The sequence below is a fragment of the Pantoea sp. X85 genome (assembly GCF_029623675.1).
Lineage (GTDB): Bacteria > Pseudomonadota > Gammaproteobacteria > Enterobacterales > Enterobacteriaceae > Pantoea > Pantoea leporis.
The window spans coordinates 2,965,593-2,985,693 of the sequence record NZ_CP121108.1 but is presented as its reverse complement, the minus strand read 5'-3'; the positions used below and the strand labels follow the sequence as shown (position 1 = coordinate 2,985,693).

Below are 20,101 nucleotides of genomic sequence, written 5' to 3'. Positions count from 1 at the left end.
TTCCTGATAACGCGCACATTTGCTACACCGGGCAGGACGACGGGGCAGAGGAGTAAAGCGTCCCGCGCCATGGACGGCGCGGGCCGAGGCCCAGGGACGGTTTATGCCGTCTTTACGATCTGACCCGTCGTCCTGACCGCTCCTCGCACATACAGAGTTAAGTAAACAAAAAACGGCACCCATTGGGTGCCGTTTTGCAATTCTCACGAATCAGCCGAAGCTTACTTTTTAATGCGGATAACCGGAGTCTCGCCCACAGTTACCTGACCGGAGAGTTTGATCAGGTCTTTAATCTCGTCCATGTTCGAGATTACAACCGGCGTCAGCGTGGATTTCGCTTTCTCTTCCAGCAGTGCCAGATCAAACTCGATCACCACGTCGCCTTTCTTAACCTTCTGGCCTTCTTCAGCGATGCGTTTGAAACCTTCACCTTTGAGCTCAACCGTGTCGATACCGAAGTGAACAAACAGTTCGATACCGTTATCAGACTCGATTGAAAATGCGTGGTTAGTTTCGAAAATCTTGCCGATAGTACCATCAACCGGTGCAACCATTTTGTTGCCGGTTGGTTTGATTGCGATACCGTCACCCACGATTTTCTCAGCGAATACCACATCAGGTACGTCTTCGATATTTACGATTTCGCCTGACAGAGGCGCAACGATATCAATAGTGCCTGACGCGCTCTCTGATTTTTCGCCAAAAAGTTTAGAAAACAAACCCATGATCTTCTCCTAAGCAGTAATTTGAGGCTAGCGTCCGTGGATCAGCAGAGCGTTTTTTCTTTAATGAACTTGTTGACCAAATTCATCAAATCATCCGCTGTTGGTTGATCCAGAGCCTGCTCCGCCAATGCCTTCGCATCTTCGAAATTAGTATTACGAATGATTTTCTTGATGCTTGGGATTGAAATGGCGCTCATGCTGAATTCGTCCAGCCCCATTCCCAGTAACAGTAGTGTAGCACGTTCATCACCAGCCAGCTCACCACACATGCCGGTCCATTTCCCTTCGGCATGTGATGCGTCGATCACTTGCTTAATGAGGCCAAGAACAGATGGCGTCATTGGGTTATAGAGGTGTGAAATCAAATCATTACCACGATCGACCGCCAGAGTATACTGCGTCAGGTCATTTGTCCCAATACTAAAGAAGTCGACTTCTTTCGCCAGATGGCGAGCAATCACTGCGGATGCTGGCGTTTCAACCATGATGCCGACTTCGATGGTCTCATCAAAGGATTTGCCTTCTTCACGCAGTTGCGCTTTCAGCAGCTCCAGTTCGCCTTTCAGAATGCGAACTTCTTCTACTGAAATGATCATTGGGAACATGATGCGCAGTTTACCGAATGAGGATGCACGCAGAATCGCGCGCAGCTGCGCATGCAGAATCTCTTTACGGTCCATTGCGATACGAATCGCGCGCCAGCCGAGGAACGGGTTGTCTTCTTTCGGCAGGTTCATGTAAGGCAGATCTTTGTCGCCGCCGATGTCCATGGTACGCACGATAACCGCCTGCGAACCCACGGCTTCAGCCACGGCTTTATAAGCCTGGAACTGTTCTTCTTCGGTTGGCAGTGAATCACGGTCCATAAACAGGAACTCGGTACGATACAGGCCAACACCTTCCGCGCCGTTGCGCTCAGCACCGGCAACATCACGCACGGTACCGATGTTAGCGCAGACTTCAACCTGATGGCCGTCCAGCGTAATGGCTGGCAGATCTTTCAGTTTCGCCAGTTCATGCTTTTCAGACAGATATTGAGTCTGAATTGCTTTCAGTTCTTCCTGCACGTCATCAGTTGGATTGACGTAAATTTTGTTGTTCACGCCATCAATGATCAGGAAATCACCGTTTTTTACGGTGGCAGTCACGTTGCCGGTGCCGACAATCGCAGGCAGCTCAAGCGAACGCGCCATGATCGAGGTGTGAGAAGTACGCCCACCCAGATCGGTAATAAAGCCCAGCACCTTCTTCAGGTTCAGCTGTGCGGTTTCTGACGGCGTTAAATCTTTCGCCACCAGAATAGATTCGTCAGCAATCGCGCTCAGGTCGACAATGTGCAGACCGAGAATGTTCTGCAGCAGACGCTTACCAATATCACGTACGTCAGCCGCACGCTCTTTCAGGTATTCGTCATCCAGCTCTTCCAGTGCAACGGCCTGGCCTTCAATCACGGTGTGAGCAGCGGCGTCCGCGGTAGCGTGGTCTTTCTTGATGAGGTCGATGATTTCCTGCTCAAGCTCTTCGTCTTCGAGCAGCATGATGTGACCTTCAAAGATCGCCGCTTTCTCTTCACCGAAGGTTTCACCGGCTTTAATGCGAATGGCTTCGAGCTGTGAAGCAGCTTTGCTGCGTCCATCAAGGAAGCGCTGGACTTCCTGCTCAACCTGATCGTCAGTAATTTTTTTACGGCTGATGACGATCTCATCTTCCTTCAGCAAAAGTGCGTTGCCGAAAGCGATACCCGGTGATGCTAAAATGCCTGAAATCATAACCCTACCTTTTAATCACGATGGCTCATTGACCCGATGCGTCGCCACTTTCGCGGAGCAGTACTCTAAAGATGCAATAACGCGGACAGATTGTCCGCGATCAAGATATTTGCACTCAATGGGGCAAAGGGGTTGGTTTAGTTGCGAACTGAGCCGGTTACTCCAGCTCAGCCATCAGCTTGACCAGGTGCTCAACCGCTTGCTGCTCGTCTTCACCTTCAGCAGACAGCGTAACAACCGTACCTTGAGTCAGACCCAAAGTCTGCAGTTTGAACAGGCTTTTCGCGCTGGCAGATTTGCCATTAGAGGTCACATTGATTTCTGAATTAAAAGCCTTTGCTTCTTTAACGAACTGGGCTGCAGGACGAGTATGAAGGCCGTTAGGTGCGGTAATGGTAACTTCTTGCTGGAACATTCTATTTCCCCAACTTTATCAGGTTTGGTGTTATGGATCTAAAGTCTAGCCTGGAGCCGTAACTTTAGCCTGTGTAGGTGCGCTGGTATGGCTTTAAGCTCACCATAAAATGCGCTCGAATGAGTACGTCATTAACAGTGACAGATCAAAAACTGCACGAATGCGTCACTCTTCTCATTATGCCGTGATTCGCCGTTTCGCCAAATCAGTAAATCGATTCAGCTTGATCCACTTCAAAGGCAGATTAATTTCAGGCACCGAAATAATTGGAAGCTTAAATACCAGAGCCGCATCACTGAAAGCAATCTGTCTGGTGATAAAAGTGAGATCTGCACCACAAAAAAGCACCCATTCGGGTGCTTTTTTCGTCAGTTTCAGACTTTAAGCATCACTGCTGGAGTTCTTTCTCAGTGAAGAGATCGGCAAACAGTGCGGTACTTAAATAACGTTCGCCAGAGGAGGGCAGAATCACCACGATGTTCTTGTTGGCGAAGGCTTCATCTTCTTGCAGCTTCAGCGCGGCAGCAACGGCAGCACCTGAAGAGATACCTGCTAAAATACCTTCTTCTTCCATCAGCTTACGGGCGGTGCTAATGGCTTCTTCATTGGTGATCGCCACTACGCGGTCGATCAATTCCAGATCAAGGTTGCCAGGAATGAAGCCGGCACCGATGCCCTGAATTTTATGTGGGCCTGGTTTGATCTCTTCGCCCGCCAGTGCCTGAGCAATAACCGGTGAATCGGTTGGCTCAACGGCAACGGTAACCAACTCGGTCTTGCCTTTGGTATTCTTGATGTAGCGGCTCACGCCTGTCAGCGTACCGCCGGTGCCCACGCCCGCAATAAACACGTCCACTTCGCCGTCGGTGTCTTCCCAAATTTCTGGACCGGTGGTTTTTTCGTGGATCTCCGGGTTGGCTGGGTTACTGAACTGCTGCAACAGCACATATTTGTCCGGATCGCTGGCGACAATCTCTTCCGCCTTTGCGATGGCACCTTTCATGCCTTTAGGACCTTCGGTTAGCACCAGGTTAGCTCCCAGCGCTTTCAGCAGCTTGCGGCGCTCAATTGACATGGTTTCTGGCATGGTTAGCGTCAGCTTGTAACCGCGCGCTGCGGCGACGTAAGCCAGCGCAATACCGGTGTTACCGCTGGTTGGTTCAACCAGCTCAACGCCCGGCTTCAAAATACCGCGTTTTTCCGCGTCCCAAATCATATTGGCACCGATACGGCATTTGATGCTGAAGCTCGGGTTGCGCGACTCGACCTTAGCCAGAATGCGGCCGTTACCGATGCGGTTCAGTCGAACCAGCGGCGTATGACCAATTGTCAGAGAGTTGTCTTCATAGATCTTACTCATAGCTCGTCCTTAACTGTATGAAATATTGGGAACCCTCAGAGCATACCTTTTCTAATGATGTGCGGAAGGAAAGAAATCGCATATCTATATAGCGCACAACCATAAGCCTTACGCAAAAATGCATAAGACGATTTAAAGCTTTAGCGGCGTGCATGTTGTGCATGATAACGATCCACCCACATGGCCGTTGCACCGCATACCGCAACCGGCAGAATCGCCAGATTGATAATCGGGATCATGGTGAACAGGCTAACCAGCGCACCAAATTGCATATTTGCGCTTTTGTGCTGGCGCAACGCCTGGCGCATCTGCTGGAAACTCACTTTGTGGTTATCAAATGGGTAGTCGCAATACTGCACGGACAGCATCCACGCACTGAATAAAAACCATAGAACGGGCGCCACCGTTTGTCCAAAGCCGGGGATAAAGTGCAGCAACAGCAAACCAAGCGCACGCGGCAAATAGTAGCCGAGCTTCTGAAACTCTCGCTTCATGATGCGCGGTATGTCTTTTATCAGGCCCACCCAACCGCTATCTGGTAATGGCGTTCCGGTCAATCGCCCTTCAAGCTGCTCGGCGAGCAAGCCACAGAAGGGCGCGGCAATCAGATTTGCCAGAGTCGAAAAGAAGTAACTGAATACCAACACAATCGAAATCACTGAGAGCGGCCATAGCAGATAACTCAGCCACTGCAGCCAGTCAGGGATATGTGACATTAAAGCCGGGATCCACTGCCCCAAGCGCTGAAACAACCAGATAAAGGCACCGCCAAGTAGCACGATGTTGATCAGTAGCGGCATGATGACATAGCGACGAATGCCGGGCAGGCGCACCAGTTTCCATCCTTCAGCGAAGTAGTGAACACCATTAAATGTTGAGACCGAATTTCCTGCGGGCATAGCGAGCCTTTCTCCTAAATATAGCGGCGCGACCATCATAACCTGGCTTTTTATCGGCTTCAGGCAGTGTTTGCGCGAAAAAACAGCAAAAAAGCGTGGGGCAGCTATCTAATTTGTCAGAAAATACTGCACAGACTTGCACTTGTTTAGCTGGGCAAATACAGTTAGAGGATAAAGTTTGCCGTGGTGGCAAGGTATTGGAACAACAGAGAATACAATGATGCAGGATTTGCGTCTGATATTAATCGTTGTTGGCGCGATCGCCATAATAGCGCTGCTACTTCATGGACTGTGGACCAGCCGTAAAGAGCGCTCCTCCGTGTTTCGTGATCGCCCGCACAAACGTCTGAAACAGCGCGAAGAAGCCGATGAAGATCTGCTGAGCGAAGAAGATGATGGCGTCGGCGAAGTCCGTGTACGTCGTCCTCGTGATGCGGATGAAGAACCTGAATTCACTGCACGTCCAGCGAGCGCGCCGCGTGCGCCTGAACCTGTACGTCAACCGGCATCACGTCAGGCTGACCCATTATTAGGCGATCCGCTGCTGGATGACGAGCCAGAAGTGCGTAAGCCGGCTGCGCCGCAAGCGCCAGTGGCGAAGCCAACGGCAGCGCCTGCACCACAACCGATTCAGGCCGATCCTTTGCTGGATAACGAACCGCTTTCCGCGACTCAACCTGCACCTGAATTCCTCGCCGCAGAAGAGCCAGAATTCGAACCTGAAGCGCCAGTTGCACATCAACCAGAAGCGCCACAGCCAGCGGCTGCTGCGCCTGGCAGTAAAAAAGAAGCCGTATTAGTGCTGCACGTCGCTGCACATGCGGGCGGCGAACTGAACGGTGAAGCGCTGTTGCAGGGCATCCTGCAGGCCGGATTCCAGTTTGGTGAGATGAACATTTTCCATCGCCATCTTAGCCCAGCCGGCAGCGGTCCGGTGCTGTTTAGCCTGGCGAACATGGTGAAGCCGGGTTCATTCGATCCGGATCAAATGGGGAATTTCTCAACGCCTGGCGTCTCGATCTTCATGATGGTGCCGTCGTACGGCGATGCGAATCAGAACTTCAAGTTGATGCTGCAATCCGCGCAGCGTATCGCTGATGATGTAGGCGGCGTGGTGCTGGATGATGAGCGTCGCATGATGACGCCGCAGAAGCTGGAAACCTACAAAACGCGTATTCGCGAAGTTATCGGTTAATCGCCGCTAGCTGAGTCAAAACAAATATAACCCCCGCCTGTCGGGGGTTTTTTATCGGATAAGAGACTATGAAATCGGTTCAGGAGCAGATCACCGCGCTGCGCACCACGTTACGTCACCACGAATATCTCTACCACGTGATGGATACGCCGGAAATTCCGGATGCAGAGTATGACCGATTGATGGTTCAGCTGCGCGAGCTGGAAAGCGCACATCCTGATTTGATTACCCCTGATTCACCCACCCAACGCGTGGGTGCGGCACCGCTGGCGGCTTTTGAGCAAGTGCGTCATGAAGTGCCGATGTTATCGCTGGACAACACCTTTGATGAAGCGGGCTTCCTTGCCTTTAATAAACGCGTGCAGGATCGCCTTAAAAGCACTGACGAATTGACTTACTGCTGCGAGCTCAAGCTGGATGGTCTAGCCGTGAGCTTGCTGTATGAAGATGGCCTTCTGGTGCGTGCGGCGACGCGCGGAGATGGCACCACCGGCGAGAACATCACGGCGAACGTGCGCACAATTCACGCCATTCCGCTGCGGCTGCATGGCGATAACATCCCCGCACGCGTTGAAGTGCGTGGCGAAGTGTTTATCACCGAAAGCGGTTTTGAAAAGCTGAATGAAGAAGCACGTCGCACCGGCGCGAAAGTCTTTGCTAACCCACGCAACGCCGCGGCCGGTTCACTGCGCCAGCTCGATTCGCGCATCACCGCTAAACGTCCACTGACCTTCTTCTGCTACGGTTTTGGTCTGCTGGAAGGCGGTGAAATGCCTGCCAGCCATTGGCAACGTCTGCAACAGTTTAAGGCGTGGGGATTGCCAGTCACCGATCGTATTCGCCTGGCACACAGCGCCGATGAAGTGCTGGCGTTTTATCGTCAGGTTGAGCAGGAGCGCCCGTCGCTCGGCTTCGATATCGATGGCGTGGTTATCAAGGTCGATTCGCAGGCGCTGCAGGAGCAGCTCGGCTTTGTGGCGCGAGCGCCGCGCTGGGCTGTAGCCTTTAAATTCCCGGCGCAGGAACAGATGACGTTCGTGCGCGATGTCGAATTCCAGGTGGGCCGCACCGGCGCGATTACGCCCGTCGCGCGTCTGGAGCCGGTTCAGGTTGCGGGCGTTGTGGTAAGTAATGCCACGCTGCACAACGCCGATGAAATTGCCCGACTGGGTTTGCGCATTGGCGACAAGGTGGTGATTCGCCGCGCCGGTGACGTGATTCCGCAAGTGGTCAACGTGGTGGAATCGGAGCGCCCGGCAGAGACGCGTGAAATCGTCTTCCCAGGTCATTGCCCGGTGTGCGGTTCAGACGTTGAACGCGTGGAAGGTGAAGTTGTGACGCGCTGCACCGGCGGCCTGATTTGTGGCGCGCAGCGTAAAGAAGCACTTAAACACTTCGTTTCGCGTCGTGCGATGGATGTCGATGGCATGGGCGATAAGATCATCGATCAGTTGGTGGAGAAAGAGTACGTCTTAACGCCAGCCGATCTGTTCCGCCTTACTGCCGGTAAGCTAACCGGACTCGATCGCATGGGCCCTAAATCGGCTCAGAACGTGGTTGATGCGCTGGAAAAGGCCAAATCCACCACGCTGGCACGTTTCCTCTATGCGCTGGGTATTCGCGAAGTGGGCGAAGCCACTGCCGCCAACCTTGCCAATCACTTTGGCGAGCTGGAAAAGGTGATGAACGCCGATCTCGATGCGCTGATTGAAGTACAAGATGTCGGCAAAGTGGTGGCGACGCATGTGCGTAACTTTATGGATGAAGAGAGCAACCGCGCCGTTATTCGCGATCTTACTGAAGAGATTGGCGTGCACTGGCCGCAGGTTGAAGTGGTCAATGTCGAAGAAATTGATAGTCCATTTGCCGGTAAAACCGTGGTACTGACCGGCTCTCTGTCGCAGATGAATCGCGATGATGCCAAAGAGCGTCTGGTAGCGTTGGGCGCTAAAGTGAGCGGTAGCGTGTCGAAGAAAACCGATTTGCTGATTGCGGGGGAAGCGGCCGGTTCCAAGCTGGCGAAAGCGCAGGAGCTCGGCATTCCGGTGATCGACGAAGCGGAAATGATTCGCCTGCTCGGAGCGTAACATGGATAAACAGCAACTGGTTGAAATTGCCAACACCGTGATGCCGTTCGGCAAGTACAAGGGCAGAGCGCTGATTGATGTACCGGAGGAGTATTTGCTGTGGTTCGCTCGCAAAGATGAATTCCCGGCCGGTAAGTTAGGCGAATTGATGCAGCTGACGCTGACCATCAAGATCGAAGGGCTGGAAGGTTTAATCAAACCGCTCAAGCGCAATGAATAACAAAACGGCCCGCTTTTGCGGGCCGTAATATTTAGGACTTCTGCGCTTCTACTTGCTGCTGCGCCAGCCGTTTTTCATTGCCGGCTTTGTAGCGCTGGGCAATGAAAGAACACACCATTAACTGCACCTGATGGAAAATCATCAGCGGCAGCACGATTATCCCCACGGAACTGGCCGGGAACAGGATGTTGGCCATCGGGACACCGTTCGCCAGACTCTTTTTCGAGCCACAGAACAGCACCACAATCTCGTCCGCACGGCTGAAGCCAAACAGGCGCGATGCCGCCAGGTTAATCGCCAGTGCGATAAACAGCACCAGCACGCTGCCAACCAGAATCCATAGCAAGGTATCCACGCCCACGCGATGCCAAATGCCGTTCACCACCGCTTCACTGAAGGCGGAGTAAACCACCAGCAGAATCGAGGTTTGGTCGGTTTTACCAATCAGGCTGCGATGCTTCTCGACCCACGCGCCAATCCAGCGACGCGACAGATGTCCTAAAACAAACGGCACCAGCAGTTGCAGCATAATTTTGCCAATCTGCTCCAGACCGTTGCCCGGCATTTCGCTATGCACATTCATCACCAGATTCACCAGCAGCGGCGAGACAAATACGCCGAGCAGGCTGGAGGCTGAAGCTGCACAGACCGCAGCGGCGACGTTGCCGCCCGCCATTGAGGTGAAGGCGATTGAGGATTGCACGGTCGCTGGCAGAATACACAGATAGATAAAGCCGGTGTAAATCTCCGGGCTGACGTTAACCGGATGCCACCAGACAATCAGCAAACCAATAATCGGGAAAATTACAAAGGTGCTGCACATAATCCACAAGTGCAAACGCCAGTGGCTGCTGCCGGCAATGATCTTCTCGCGCGACAGTTTGGCGCCATGCATAAAGAACAGCAGGGCGATGGCGGCGGTGGTCAGATATTCGAAGATATCGACAAAGACGCCTTTGGCAGGAATAAAGCTGGCCAGCAGCACGGTAATGATGAGTTTAATCATCATCGGATCGAGGCGTAAAAATCCCATTGTTAAAATCCGGTTAAATTTAAAAAAATGATGGTGCTGATTGTGCGCCTGCTGGGTTTAGAAATAAAATTGATTTATTGCATCAATCTATGAGCGATATCGATGAATTACACCTTACGTCAGTTGCGCACCTTTGTCGCGGTGGCGCATCACGGCAGCTTCAGTCTGGCCGGCCAAGCGATTGGTTTGAGTCAATCGGCGGTCAGCCACAGCATTAAAGAGCTGGAAGCGGAAATGGGCGTGCGCTTACTCGATCGCACCACGCGGGAAGTAATGCTGACCGAGGCGGGGCAGCAGCTGGCCACACGGCTTAATCGTCTGCTGGACGACCTCAATACCACCGTGTTGGATGTGCGCAGCTATGGCGAACAGCGCAGCGGCACGGTGCGTGTTGCCGCCAGCCAAACGCCTTCTGCCCATCTGATGCCGCAGTGCCTGGCCAGCAGCCAGCAGCGCTATCCGGATATCCGCGTCATCCTGCATGACCGCGTACAGCAATGGGTGCTGCAAAGCGTACGCAATGCGGAGGTTGATTTTGGCATTGTAATTGGCCCGCTCAACGACACTGATTTCGACAGCGAAGAGATTTTGCAGGAGCCTTTTTTACTGCTGTGTCATGAAGATGACGAGCTGGCGCAAATTGAACAGGCGCAATGGTCGATGCTGGCGGGACGCAATATGGTGCTGCAGGATTATGCTTCTGGCAGTCGCGTGTTAGTTGATGCCGCGCTGCAACAGCTGGCGTTGAGTGTGCATGTGGTGCAGGAAATCGGTCATCCCGCTACGCTTTATCCGATGGTGGAAGCGGGAATTGGCATCAGTATTCTGCCTGCGCTGGCCTTGCCGCTGCCGTCAGGACGCAAACTCACGGTGCGGCGTCTTTATCCGGAAATTAATCGCAGCCTGATGCTGATAAAGCGCAAAAACCGCTCGCTGACACCCGCCGCAGAAGCGATCTGGCAGGAAGTGCGCCAGCAGGCAGCCCTGCTGACGCAACAACGCATGCTAAAGCCGGCGTTTTAAACGTACACGTTGATTTGATTGGTATCAGTTGGGCGGTTAATACCATCAGCTTTGGTGGCCGCAGGTTGCTGTGCTTCCTGTTTCTGTTGCGCTTTCTCAGCTTGCTGCTGCTCAATCTGCGCGATTTGCGCTTCAATCATTTGAATCTGTGATTGCAGCATCTGCTCCTGTTCAGACTTTTGCTCATCGGTGAGCGTATCGTCGCTGGAAAGATCTTTCAGCTGCTTAGTAATGGATTGAATCTGTTTATAGAGGCTGGCGATTTCTGAGGTGGAACCGCCGCCGCTACTTGCGGTACTGACACTACCTACGCTGGATATAGACATGGTTTTCTCCTTGCAATAGACCATTATCGTTATCGGTCAGAGTATAAGGAGGCTTGAGGGCAGGGAGTGTTAAACTTGCGAAAAGGTTTTGTTGGGATTTGTCGCATTAACCACAGATTTAACGCATAGCAAAAAGGCGCCTTTAGGGCGCCTTTTTACATTGGTGGGTCGTGCAGGATTCGAACCTGCGACCAATTGATTAAAAGTCAACTGCTCTACCAACTGAGCTAACGACCCGAAGTGGTGGGTGATGACGGGCTCGAACCGCCGACCCCCTCCTTGTAAGGGAGATGCTCTACCAACTGAGCTAATCACCCACTTCGGTACTGCTTAACAAGAGTGTCATCTGACTAAGATATGGTGGGTGATGACGGGCTCGAACCGCCGACCCCCTCCTTGTAAGGGAGATGCTCTACCAACTGAGCTAATCACCCATATCTTATCTCTTGTTCACTGCGGGCCATCTTTAAACCTTCTAAAGAGTGGTGGGTGATGACGGGCTCGAACCGCCGACCCCCTCCTTGTAAGGGAGATGCTCTACCAACTGAGCTAATCACCCCCGCTGTGTGGAGTCGCATTATAGGGATCCTTCAAAGTGAGTCAACGGTTTTTAAAACTTAAATGTGCGTTCGCTTTAAAAATAATCATCGTGGGGCGCTTTTCGCCAATGTGCTGGTTTCATTAGCAGAAAAGCGCACAGCAAACCGGGATGCCACCGCGACAATCATTGAGGAATCAGCCTCACCTGCTAGAATGTGCGCACTGTTTTTTCGCGTTAACCCGTTTTTTTGTCATCCAGACAATGAAACCTGCGCATTTAAGGCAATGCTGAATGAAAATCAAAACTCGCTTCGCACCCAGCCCAACGGGCTATCTGCACGTAGGCGGTGCTCGTACTGCTCTTTACTCCTGGCTTTATGCTCGCCATAACAAAGGCGAATTCGTTCTGCGTATCGAAGATACCGATCTGGAGCGTTCCACACCGGAAGCCATTGAAGCCATCATGGATGGTATGAACTGGCTGAGCCTTAACTGGGATGAAGGTCCGTATTATCAGACCAAGCGTTTTGATCGCTACAACGCGGTGATCGACGACATGCTGGAAGCGGGCACGGCCTATAAATGCTACTGCAGTAAAGAACGTCTCGATGCGCTGCGTGAAGAGCAGATGGAAAAAGGCGAAAAACCGCGTTATGACGGTCGCTGCCGCGACAGCCATGAACATCACGCCGCTGATGAGCCGTGCGTGGTGCGCTTCCGCAACCCGCAGGACGGTTCTGTCATCTTTGACGATCAGATTCGTGGTCCGATTGAATTCAGCAACCAGGAACTGGATGACCTGATCATTCGCCGTACCGACGGTTCACCCACCTATAACTTCTGTGTGGTGGTGGATGACTGGGATATGGGCATCACTCACGTGATTCGTGGTGAAGACCATATCAACAACACGCCACGCCAGATCAATATCCTGAAAGCGATCGGTGCAGAAGTGCCAACCTACGCGCACGTATCAATGATCCTCGGCGATGACAGTAAGAAGTTGTCCAAGCGTCATGGCGCTGTTGGCGTGATGCAGTATCGTGATGACGGTTATTTGCCGGAAGCGCTGCTCAACTATCTGGTACGTCTTGGCTGGTCACATGGCGATCAGGAGATTTTCAGCGTGCCGGAAATGGCAGAGCTGTTCACTCTGGATGCCGTGAGTAAGTCGGCCAGTGCTTTCAATACTGAAAAACTGCAGTGGCTAAATCATCACTACATTAATACGCTGCCGCCAGAGTACGTTGCTACGCAGCTGCAATGGCATATTGAGCAGCAGAAGATTGATACCCGCACCGGTCCGGAGTTGGCAAAGCTGGTTACCTTGCTGGGCGAGCGTTGCAAAACCCTGGTAGAGATTGCGGCATCTTGCCGTTACTTCTATGAAGAGTTTGAAGCCTTTGATGCTGACGCGGCGAAGAAGCATCTGCGTCCGGTCGCGCGTCAGCCGCTGGAAGTGGTGCGCGACAAACTGGCTGCAATCAGCGACAGCAACTGGAACGCAGAGAATGTGCATCATGCAATTCAGTCTGCGGCAGATGAGCTGGAGCTGGGGATGGGCAAAGTCGGTATGCCACTGCGTGTAGCGGTGACCGGTTCTGGTCAGTCACCGGCGCTGGATGTGACGGTGGAAGCAATTGGTCGCAGCCGCAGCGTTGCGCGAATCGAAAAAGCTCTGGCATTCATCGCGGAGCGCGAAGCAAACGCATAATATGAAAAAGCCGGAAGCATCTGCTTCCGGCTTATTTATTCTTCCTGAATCCCCAGACGTTCCAGTACGCCTCGAATTCCCTCCCGCAACAACAACGCCGCAAATTGCTCTTGCTCCGCTGCCGTCATTTGCTGGACAGAATTTATTAATAACGCAGGTAACGTATTTTGTTGTGCACCGTAATTAGCCGCCGGTTCGTTCGCGTGGCGGGTGGATTGAACAAAGCTCTTTACGCGCTCATCTATATGGATCAATCGCGCTTTACCGCCCTGAACACCGGGCTTTGGCGTGGTTGTCCAGTTTTCACGCTTAATCCATTTATTCACCGTTTGCCGACTGTAGCCCGTTTCCTGCGCGAGCTCCTCGGGGGTAAGCCATTCCTTTTTCACGATGCTGTCCCTGTTAAATACATTAGTTCTACATATTACAACAAAACGTAACGGGGAAAAGTAACCTGAACAGAAAATGCCTTCTGCTCTCCAACAAAAGGCAAAATTCGGTTATTGCGGCTGGCTCACTGCGGCTTGTTCCGGACGGAAAGCGATGAAATAGGTGAGGCCAACAAAAATTGCACCGCCCACGCCGTTACCGAGGAACACCGCGATCACGTTTGGCGCAAATTCCGCCCAGCTCATCTGGCCGGCAAAAATCGCTGCCGGAACAATAAACATGTTTGCGACGACGTGCTGGAAGCCAATCGCCACGAACGCCATCACCGGGAACCACATACCGAAAATTTTACCCACTACATCTTTACTGGCGAAGGCGAGCCACACCGCCAGACACACCAGCCAGTTGCAGCCCACGCCGGAAATAAAGGCGTGCAGGAAATCGGCATTCACTTTTGCGTGCGCAATCGCCACGGTTTTTTTCAGGTAATCGCCTTCGGTCATGCCCAGCATGTGACCAAAGAACCATGCAACCGCAACGCTGCCAATGAAATTGGCGAGGGTAACCCAAAACCAGTTACGCAGAACGCTGAAGCCACTGATGCGACGAGCGAACCAGGCGATGGGCATCGTCATCATATTGCCGGTAAGCAGCTCACCGCCCGCCAGTACCGTCATGATCAACCCGACCGGGAACACCGCAGCGCCGAGTAGCACGCCGAATGAACCCCATTCAGCAGGCAGTTGGTTAATGACATGCAGATCGAGCAGGAAGCCAGTGGCGATAAACGCACCGGCCATAAAGCCAAGAATCAACAAGGTGGAGATAGGCAGGCGGCTTTTAGCCACGCCAGCTTGAATCGCCAGTTGGGCGATCTCTTTAGGTGTATGCAGCGACATAGTTCACTTTTCTTTTATGGATTAATGGGGACGTTGCTGGCCGGTCATTGAGAGAACACCCTGGTAGGATGACCGGTTAATTAGCGCGCTAAGTTTTACACGCACTTTTAACGAAAACAAGACTGCTTCTAACATCTTTAACCTAAAGTTAACGCAGGGTTGAGGTTGGAGTGGGGAAGCATTGCCGGATGGTGCATATAAATAGTCGCGAAGCGGGATGGCGTGTTGAAAAAAAAGCCATGCTGACGCGGGGTTGACGCCTTTTTCAGCGATCAAACACAGAACGAGAATTTGACGTTGACACTCAAGGGGCGGTTTCATATTATCCCGTCCGTCGAGTTTACTCGGCAGTTTTTCGGTTCGGGGGTATAGCTCAGCTGGGAGAGCGCTTGCATGGCATGCAAGAGGTCAGCGGTTCGATCCCGCTTATCTCCACCAAACCGCTCCCAACGGTTTGACCGAAAAATGATTTCCAGATGTGGGGGTATAGCTCAGCTGGGAGAGCGCTTGCATGGCATGCAAGAGGTCAGCGGTTCGATCCCGCTTATCTCCACCAAATCTCTGTTTTTCCTGAACACTTTCAAAAAATCACCTTCCTAAACGCAAAGTAATAAATTGCGATTTTGTCGTTTAAAGGGCCGCCATTTTGGCGACCTCATCACTCACCACGCAAATTATCATCAGGCCGAAACAGCCTGCGGCTGCCATTGCAGCACCCGGAAACCGTGCGTGCCATCGCGATCCAGCTGCGCCACCAAACCGTATTCCCAGTCCAGATACGCCTGCATCACGCCCGCTTCAATATCGGTGCCTTCATACGGGCGACGATAGCGATCAATGGCCGGGGACAACAGTTGCTGCTCTCCTTGCTCCGTCGGCAAACCCGCTTCGCGCCAGGCAGCGTTACCGCCCTCCAGCACAAACACCGGCTTGCCGGTCAGCTCAGCCACTTGTTGCACCGCATAACCCGCTAGCAGGCTGCTGCCGCAGGTCAGAACATAGCGACGTGCCTCCGGCAACAATGCTTTGCCTTGCTGCTGCAGGGTAGAGCGCAGCAACCAGGCCGCGCCCGGAATATGGTTGTGGAGATGGTTCGCGCGCGTGGTGAAATCCAGTACCTGCGTTTGCCCTTCCTGCAACCATTCCGCTAACTGCTGCGGTGAGATGAATTCAGGTTGAGCGACGGGCGGCACCTGCGCTTTCCAGTTACCGCGTTCACTGAAATCACTGGCCTGCAGCTCCTCCAGCACCGAAACCTGCCAGCCAAGCTGCGCCAGCCAGGATGCGGTCATATTGGCACGCACGCCGTCATCATCAATTAGCACAATGCGCGCACCGCGCACGCTGGCGTAATGATCGGTCTCCTGCACCAGTTGACCTCCCGGCACATGGCGGCTGCCAGGCAGATGCCCGGCGGCGTATTCGTCGGCATCACGCACATCAAACAGATAAGTGGTGCGCGTCTCCTGCTGCCAGCGTTTCAGCTTGGCGAGTGGGATACGTTCCACACCGGCGCGATCGGCGATGATGCGCGCATTGTTCGCCGCCTGACGCTGTGCGGTTTCGCTGGCCTCACCGTAGCGGCGCGACTGGCCTTTATCCAGCGCATGCCCGGCCAGCGTCCAGCCGATGGTACCATTACGCAGTGCGAACACCGGATTGCGAATCCCGGCGTTCACCAGCGATTGCGTACCAATGATACTGCGCGTGCGGCCGGCGCAGTTCACTATCACCGTGGTCTCCGGCGATGGCGCGATGTCACGTACGCGCAGCACCAGTTCACCGCCCGGCACACTGGTGGCGCCTGGAATACTCATGGTTTGATATTCATCGAAACGACGCGCATCGAGCACCACCACGTTAGCATCGCTGTTAATCAGCTGATGCACCTCGTCCGCAGACAAAGAAGGTGTGTGATTGTGATGCTCAACCAGCTCGCCAAAGGCTTTGCTGGGTGAATTCACGTCGATAAACAGTTCGCCGCCCGCCGCTTGCCAGCCGGCCAAATCATCTGCCAGCAGCGCGACATGGCTGTAACCCAGCGCGGCAATCCGTTCGGCAGCGGTTTGCGCCAGGCCTTCGTTACCGTCATACAGCGTGATCGCGGTGGTGCGCTGCGGAATGCGGTCCAGCAGCTCAAGCTCCAGTTTTGACAGTGGAATATTCACCGCAAACAACGGATGCGCGGTGGCAAACAGCGCTTCATCGCGCACATCGACAATCGCCACTTCCTGCTGCTGACGCAGGGCCTCAATAATTTCCGCCGCCTGGCGTAAAGGGAAAACCGGTTTAGTCATGTGAAAGGTCCCAAATGTTCGGTAAGTAACGGTTGCTGTAACCGGAGATAAACGTTTTTTCACTGCCGTCTTCGCGGTAGACCGCGCGTTTGACCGCGCCAATGTTGGCGCCATAAACGTGAATGCTGATGGAGACGCGGTCGTCATAGGCGTTGCTGACGCGATGAATATCGCCTACCGTCGGCGACACCGCTTCAACGCGGCCGGGATCGAGTCGGACTGGCGCGCCTTCCGGCTGCAATCCGTTTGGCCCCGGCTGCCAGGATTGTGAAATCTCTGCGCCGCGCAGCATGCCAATCAGTCCCCATACGCGATGGTCGTGAATCGGCGTTTGCTGGCCTGGCCCCCAGACGAAACTCACCACCGAAAAGCGTTGCTGCGCATCGGCATACAACAAATATTGTTGATAGTGTTCGGGATGAGGTTGGGTAAAGGCGTCGTCCAGCCAGTCGTCGTGGCGAATCAACTCGCCAAGCCACGTGCTGCCACGCTGCAACACTGTGGCCTCCTCCGGCTGTGCATCCAGCAAGTTGGCAAGATTGGTGACAAAATCACGCAGGCGCTGGTGCTGATACTGGCTCATAAGCTTCAGGCGCTCCTTTTATCGGCGGCTGAGAGCGCATCGACTTTCTCGCGCGTCAGCGGAATCAGCTCGCGACCATATTCCACCGCATCGTTAAGCGGATCGAAGCCGCGAATCAGCACGCTATGAATGCCAAGGCGATAATATTCCAGCAGTGCATCGGAAACTTGCTCCGGCGTTCCCACCAGCGCAGTGGAGTTGTAGCCGCCCTGGACCAGTTTTGCGACGCCGGTCCACAGCACTTTATCCAGACGATCGCCTTCATTGGCGGCGGCGAGTAAACGCTGCGCGCCAACGCTCTGCGGCTTCGCCTTACCAAAGGCAAAGCCACTTTCGTTAAGCTGTTTTTCGGCCGTGGCGCGGATGTGCTCCGCACGTTCCCAGGCTTCTTTTTCAGTTGTGCCAAGAATCGGCCGGAACGAGATGTTGAAGTTAATTTCGCGGCCCTGTCTGGCGGCAGCGGCATGCACGTTGCGTACCGTCTCTTCCGCGCCTTTCAGCGGCTCGCCCCACAGCGCAAACACATCGGCATGGCGTGCTGCAACATCAATCGCCTCCTGCGACGATCCGCCAAAATAGATGGGCAGTTTGTTCTGCAGCGGTTTGATGGCTGAGAACGCCTGCTCGGCCTGATAAAACTGGCCTTGATGATCGTACGGCTGCGCGGATTCGAGGCTCTGCTTCAATACGGTGAGGAACTCATCGCTACGCGCATAGCGCTCGGCTTTATTGAGGAAGTCACCGTCGCGGCGCTGCTCAGCATCGCTGCCGCCGCTGATGATGTGCACCGCTAAGCGACCGTCGGTGAGGTGATCAAGCGAAGCCAGTTTGCGCGCCGCTAACGTCGGCGAGACAAAGCCGGGACGATGCGCCAGCAAAAATTTCAGCGTCGAGGTGTGCGCCGCCGCGTGCGCGGTGACCAGAAAACCATCCGGCTGATCCGACCAATAGCCCACCAGAATGCGATCAAAACCGGCGTCTTCGTGCGCGCGCGCAAAACGCGCAATGTACTCTTTATCGAACAGCGGGCCGCTAGCCGGAATGATTTCGGAAGCGAGGCGGTGGCCAATCATGCCAAGGAATTGAATGCTCATGCGGTTCTCCTGAAGTGACGTCATGGAGAAAAACTACGGGCGCAGGCGGTGTGAACGGAAATTCAATATTGTGCAAAGGTTTTGCGTTTAACAGTGAAGCGGGTGATAGCGGGGGAAAAGCGGAAGCGACGCGGATTAGAACTGATGGAAATAATTAAGAACAGAAGGGCGAGCCGCAGCTCGCCCCGTATATCAGAAGGCCAACACCAGACCAGCGATAGCGGCTGACAGCACGCTCACCAGCGTTGAACCGTACAGCAGTTTCAGGCCGAAGCGTGAAACCACGTTACCTTGCTCTTCGTGCAGACCTTTAATCGCGCCTGCCACAATCCCGATTGAGGAGAAGTTAGCAAAGGAGACCAGGAACACAGAAAGAATACCTTCCGAGTGTGGCGACAGCTGACCGGCGATTTTCTGCAGATCCATCATTGCCACGAATTCGTTGGAAACCAGTTTGGTTGCCATGATGCTGCCTACTTGCAGCGCTTCGTGTGAAGGAACACCCATCACCCACGCAAATGGATAGAACACATAGCCCAGCACGCCCTGGAAGCTGATGCCGAAAATCAGGTCGAACAGCGCGTTCAGACCGGTGATCAAGGCGATAAAACCAATCAGCATTGCGGCAACAATCATCGCAACTTTAAAACCGGCGAGGATGTATTCGCCCAGCATTTCGAAGAAGCTCTGGCCTTTATGCAGGTCCTGCAGTTGCAGATCTTCTTCGCTATCCACGCGGTACGGGTTTATCAGCGACAGCACAATAAAGGTGCTGAACATGTTCAATACCAGCGCGGCCACCACATATTTTGGCTGCAGCATGGTCATGTAGGCGCCGACAATCGACATCGAAACCGTCGACATGGCAGTCGCTGCCATGGTGTACATACGGCGCTGTGACATTTTGCCAAGGATATCTTTATAGGCGATGAAGTTTTCTGACTGTCCCAAAATCAGAGAGCTCACGGCGTTAAAGGATTCCAGTTTGCCCATACCGTTTACTTTGGACAGCACGGTACCAATGCCGCGAATCACCCACGGCAAGATGCGGAAATGCTGCAAAATACCGATTAACGCAGAGATGAAAATGATGGGGCAAAGCACGTTGAGGAAGAAGAAAGCGAGACCTTTTTCGCTCATATTGCCAAACACGAAGTTGGTGCCTTCGGCGGCATATTTGAGCAGATGATCAAAGAATCCTGCGAAGCCCTGCACAAAGCCGAGACCGATGGAGGAGTTCAGGAAGAACCAGGCCAGCAGAATTTCGATTACCAGAAGTTGAACGATATAACGAAGACGGATGCTTTTACGATCGTGGCTGACCAGCAAGGCCAGCACCGCTACCACCACTAGTGCTAAAAGAAAATGCAAAACATGGGACATGTCGGCTCCAAATTTGAGGAGGGTTGTATTTTGTTGCGTATTCTATGTAACGCGTTACTTAAAAACGAGATCAAAACCACATTATAAGTATTCGCTATCGCGTTTTTTCTCAGATAAGTCTGACCGCTCACAACCCTATTACAAATTCA

The 20,101-nt window shown here is 53.3% G+C and carries 18 protein-coding genes and 6 tRNA genes; 7 read left to right on the top strand and 17 right to left on the bottom strand.

Annotated elements, in window-relative coordinates; genetic code table 11:
* Window positions 1-221 precede the first annotated feature (221 nt).
* From crr to cysZ, 5 genes are all read right to left on the bottom strand, one after another.
* The gene (gene crr / locus P6287_RS13955) at window positions 222-725 is read right to left on the bottom strand and encodes a PTS glucose transporter subunit IIA (RefSeq protein ID WP_008107804.1); all 504 of its coding nucleotides are present in this window, start codon (window positions 723-725) and stop codon (window positions 222-224) included.
* Window positions 726-766: 41 nt separating this feature from the next.
* Window positions 767-2,494, bottom strand: coding sequence for a phosphoenolpyruvate-protein phosphotransferase PtsI (ptsI, locus tag P6287_RS13950; RefSeq protein ID WP_110866519.1), 1,728 nt, complete (start codon window positions 2,492-2,494; stop codon window positions 767-769).
* 157 nt (window positions 2,495-2,651) lie between these two features.
* A complete protein-coding gene (ptsH, locus tag P6287_RS13945) occupies window positions 2,652-2,909 on the bottom strand; it encodes a phosphocarrier protein Hpr (RefSeq protein WP_137386243.1) in 258 nt (85 codons plus the stop codon).
* A 388-nt stretch (window positions 2,910-3,297) separates the two neighbouring features.
* Entirely contained in the window at window positions 3,298-4,269 is a 972-nt protein-coding gene (gene cysK / locus P6287_RS13940; protein WP_277973930.1) for a cysteine synthase A, read from the bottom strand.
* 140 nt (window positions 4,270-4,409) lie between these two features.
* Window positions 4,410-5,168, bottom strand: a complete 759-nt coding sequence (gene cysZ / locus P6287_RS13935) for a sulfate transporter CysZ (protein ID WP_101763578.1) — start codon at window positions 5,166-5,168, stop codon at window positions 4,410-4,412.
* 217 nt (window positions 5,169-5,385) lie between these two features.
* Here cysZ and zipA point away from each other — a divergent pair, with 217 nt between their 5' ends.
* The 3 genes from zipA to P6287_RS13920 all read left to right on the top strand — a co-directional run bounded on the left by zipA (window position 5,386) and on the right by P6287_RS13920 (window position 8,670).
* Window positions 5,386-6,363: a cell division protein ZipA gene (gene zipA, locus P6287_RS13930; RefSeq protein WP_277973929.1), complete on the top strand. Its 978-nt coding sequence runs from the start codon at window positions 5,386-5,388 to the stop codon at window positions 6,361-6,363.
* A gap of 68 nt (window positions 6,364-6,431) precedes the next feature.
* Window positions 6,432-8,450, top strand: coding sequence for an NAD-dependent DNA ligase LigA (gene ligA / locus P6287_RS13925; protein ID WP_277973928.1), 2,019 nt, complete (start codon window positions 6,432-6,434; stop codon window positions 8,448-8,450).
* A 1-nt stretch (window position 8,451) separates the two neighbouring features.
* Entirely contained in the window at window positions 8,452-8,670 is a 219-nt protein-coding gene (locus tag P6287_RS13920; RefSeq protein WP_101763581.1) for a DUF3820 family protein, read from the top strand.
* 31 nt (window positions 8,671-8,701) lie between these two features.
* On the opposite strand, the gene P6287_RS13915 is transcribed toward P6287_RS13920, so the two are convergent.
* Window positions 8,702-9,703 carry a bile acid:sodium symporter family protein gene (locus P6287_RS13915; RefSeq protein WP_101763582.1) on the bottom strand — a complete coding sequence of 334 codons (1,002 nt, stop codon included), beginning with the start codon at window positions 9,701-9,703 and terminating at the stop codon, window positions 8,702-8,704.
* A gap of 102 nt (window positions 9,704-9,805) precedes the next feature.
* Between P6287_RS13915 and P6287_RS13910 the strand changes: the two genes are divergently transcribed.
* Window positions 9,806-10,726: a LysR family transcriptional regulator gene (locus P6287_RS13910; RefSeq protein WP_101763583.1), complete on the top strand. Its 921-nt coding sequence runs from the start codon at window positions 9,806-9,808 to the stop codon at window positions 10,724-10,726.
* Here P6287_RS13910 and P6287_RS13905 read toward each other — a convergent pair.
* The 5 genes from P6287_RS13905 to P6287_RS13885 all read right to left on the bottom strand — a co-directional run bounded on the left by P6287_RS13905 (window position 10,723) and on the right by P6287_RS13885 (window position 11,611).
* Window positions 10,723-11,052, bottom strand: coding sequence for a FlxA-like family protein (locus P6287_RS13905; protein ID WP_101763584.1), 330 nt, complete (start codon window positions 11,050-11,052; stop codon window positions 10,723-10,725). The two genes, P6287_RS13910 and P6287_RS13905, sit on opposite strands and share 4 nt — an antisense overlap.
* A gap of 161 nt (window positions 11,053-11,213) precedes the next feature.
* Window positions 11,214-11,289, bottom strand: a tRNA-Lys gene (locus P6287_RS13900).
* A gap of 4 nt (window positions 11,290-11,293) precedes the next feature.
* Window positions 11,294-11,369: transfer RNA gene (locus P6287_RS13895), tRNA-Val, on the bottom strand.
* Between the two features lie 41 nt (window positions 11,370-11,410).
* Window positions 11,411-11,486: transfer RNA gene (locus P6287_RS13890), tRNA-Val, on the bottom strand.
* 49 nt (window positions 11,487-11,535) lie between these two features.
* Window positions 11,536-11,611, bottom strand: a tRNA-Val gene (locus P6287_RS13885).
* 273 nt (window positions 11,612-11,884) lie between these two features.
* Here P6287_RS13885 and gltX point away from each other — a divergent pair.
* On the top strand, window positions 11,885-13,306 hold the full coding sequence (gene gltX / locus P6287_RS13880; RefSeq protein WP_101763585.1) for a glutamate--tRNA ligase: 1,422 nt from the start codon (window positions 11,885-11,887) through the stop codon (window positions 13,304-13,306).
* 35 nt (window positions 13,307-13,341) lie between these two features.
* Here the strand turns inward: gltX and P6287_RS13875 are convergent, their stop codons facing one another.
* The gene (locus tag P6287_RS13875) at window positions 13,342-13,695 is read right to left on the bottom strand and encodes a YfeC-like transcriptional regulator (protein WP_110866524.1); all 354 of its coding nucleotides are present in this window, start codon (window positions 13,693-13,695) and stop codon (window positions 13,342-13,344) included.
* A gap of 111 nt (window positions 13,696-13,806) precedes the next feature.
* Window positions 13,807-14,595: a formate/nitrite transporter family protein gene (locus P6287_RS13870; protein ID WP_277973927.1), complete on the bottom strand. Its 789-nt coding sequence runs from the start codon at window positions 14,593-14,595 to the stop codon at window positions 13,807-13,809.
* A gap of 362 nt (window positions 14,596-14,957) precedes the next feature.
* Between P6287_RS13870 and P6287_RS13865 the strand changes: the two genes are divergently transcribed.
* Together P6287_RS13865 and P6287_RS13860 are read left to right on the top strand one after the other, a co-directional pair.
* Window positions 14,958-15,033, top strand: a tRNA-Ala gene (locus P6287_RS13865).
* Between the two features lie 42 nt (window positions 15,034-15,075).
* Window positions 15,076-15,151: transfer RNA gene (locus P6287_RS13860), tRNA-Ala, on the top strand.
* A gap of 124 nt (window positions 15,152-15,275) precedes the next feature.
* On the opposite strand, the gene P6287_RS13855 is transcribed toward P6287_RS13860, so the two are convergent.
* From P6287_RS13855 to P6287_RS13840, 4 genes are all read right to left on the bottom strand, one after another.
* On the bottom strand, window positions 15,276-16,892 hold the full coding sequence (locus tag P6287_RS13855) for a rhodanese homology domain-containing protein (RefSeq protein WP_277973926.1): 1,617 nt from the start codon (window positions 16,890-16,892) through the stop codon (window positions 15,276-15,278).
* Entirely contained in the window at window positions 16,885-17,475 is a 591-nt protein-coding gene (locus P6287_RS13850) for a cysteine dioxygenase (RefSeq protein WP_192411429.1), read from the bottom strand. The genes P6287_RS13855 and P6287_RS13850 overlap by 8 nt, the downstream gene beginning before the upstream one ends.
* A gap of 5 nt (window positions 17,476-17,480) precedes the next feature.
* Window positions 17,481-18,569: an LLM class flavin-dependent oxidoreductase gene (locus P6287_RS13845; RefSeq protein ID WP_277973925.1), complete on the bottom strand. Its 1,089-nt coding sequence runs from the start codon at window positions 18,567-18,569 to the stop codon at window positions 17,481-17,483.
* A 192-nt stretch (window positions 18,570-18,761) separates the two neighbouring features.
* Window positions 18,762-19,952, bottom strand: a complete 1,191-nt coding sequence (locus P6287_RS13840; protein WP_101763591.1) for a NupC/NupG family nucleoside CNT transporter — start codon at window positions 19,950-19,952, stop codon at window positions 18,762-18,764.
* Window positions 19,953-20,101: the final 149 nt, after the last annotated feature.

Coding starts and splice junctions, on each gene's coding strand:
- ptsH (WP_137386243.1), bottom strand. CDS start 2,909: ATGTTCCAGCAAGAAGTTACCATTACCGCACCTAACGGCCTTCATACT.
- P6287_RS13855 (WP_277973926.1), bottom strand. CDS start 16,892: ATGACTAAACCGGTTTTCCCTTTACGCCAGGCGGCGGAAATTATTGAG.
- ligA (WP_277973928.1), top strand. CDS start 6,432: ATGAAATCGGTTCAGGAGCAGATCACCGCGCTGCGCACCACGTTACGT.
- crr (WP_008107804.1), bottom strand. CDS start 725: ATGGGTTTGTTTTCTAAACTTTTTGGCGAAAAATCAGAGAGCGCGTCA.
- P6287_RS13845 (WP_277973925.1), bottom strand. CDS start 18,569: ATGAGCATTCAATTCCTTGGCATGATTGGCCACCGCCTCGCTTCCGAA.
- cysZ (WP_101763578.1), bottom strand. CDS start 5,168: ATGCCCGCAGGAAATTCGGTCTCAACATTTAATGGTGTTCACTACTTC.
- P6287_RS13850 (WP_192411429.1), bottom strand. CDS start 17,475: ATGAGCCAGTATCAGCACCAGCGCCTGCGTGATTTTGTCACCAATCTT.
- ptsI (WP_110866519.1), bottom strand. CDS start 2,494: ATGATTTCAGGCATTTTAGCATCACCGGGTATCGCTTTCGGCAACGCA.
- P6287_RS13840 (WP_101763591.1), bottom strand. CDS start 19,952: ATGTCCCATGTTTTGCATTTTCTTTTAGCACTAGTGGTGGTAGCGGTG.
- P6287_RS13920 (WP_101763581.1), top strand. CDS start 8,452: ATGGATAAACAGCAACTGGTTGAAATTGCCAACACCGTGATGCCGTTC.
- zipA (WP_277973929.1), top strand. CDS start 5,386: ATGATGCAGGATTTGCGTCTGATATTAATCGTTGTTGGCGCGATCGCC.
- P6287_RS13915 (WP_101763582.1), bottom strand. CDS start 9,703: ATGGGATTTTTACGCCTCGATCCGATGATGATTAAACTCATCATTACC.
- P6287_RS13870 (WP_277973927.1), bottom strand. CDS start 14,595: ATGTCGCTGCATACACCTAAAGAGATCGCCCAACTGGCGATTCAAGCT.
- gltX (WP_101763585.1), top strand. CDS start 11,885: ATGAAAATCAAAACTCGCTTCGCACCCAGCCCAACGGGCTATCTGCAC.
- P6287_RS13910 (WP_101763583.1), top strand. CDS start 9,806: ATGAATTACACCTTACGTCAGTTGCGCACCTTTGTCGCGGTGGCGCAT.
- P6287_RS13905 (WP_101763584.1), bottom strand. CDS start 11,052: ATGTCTATATCCAGCGTAGGTAGTGTCAGTACCGCAAGTAGCGGCGGC.
- cysK (WP_277973930.1), bottom strand. CDS start 4,269: ATGAGTAAGATCTATGAAGACAACTCTCTGACAATTGGTCATACGCCG.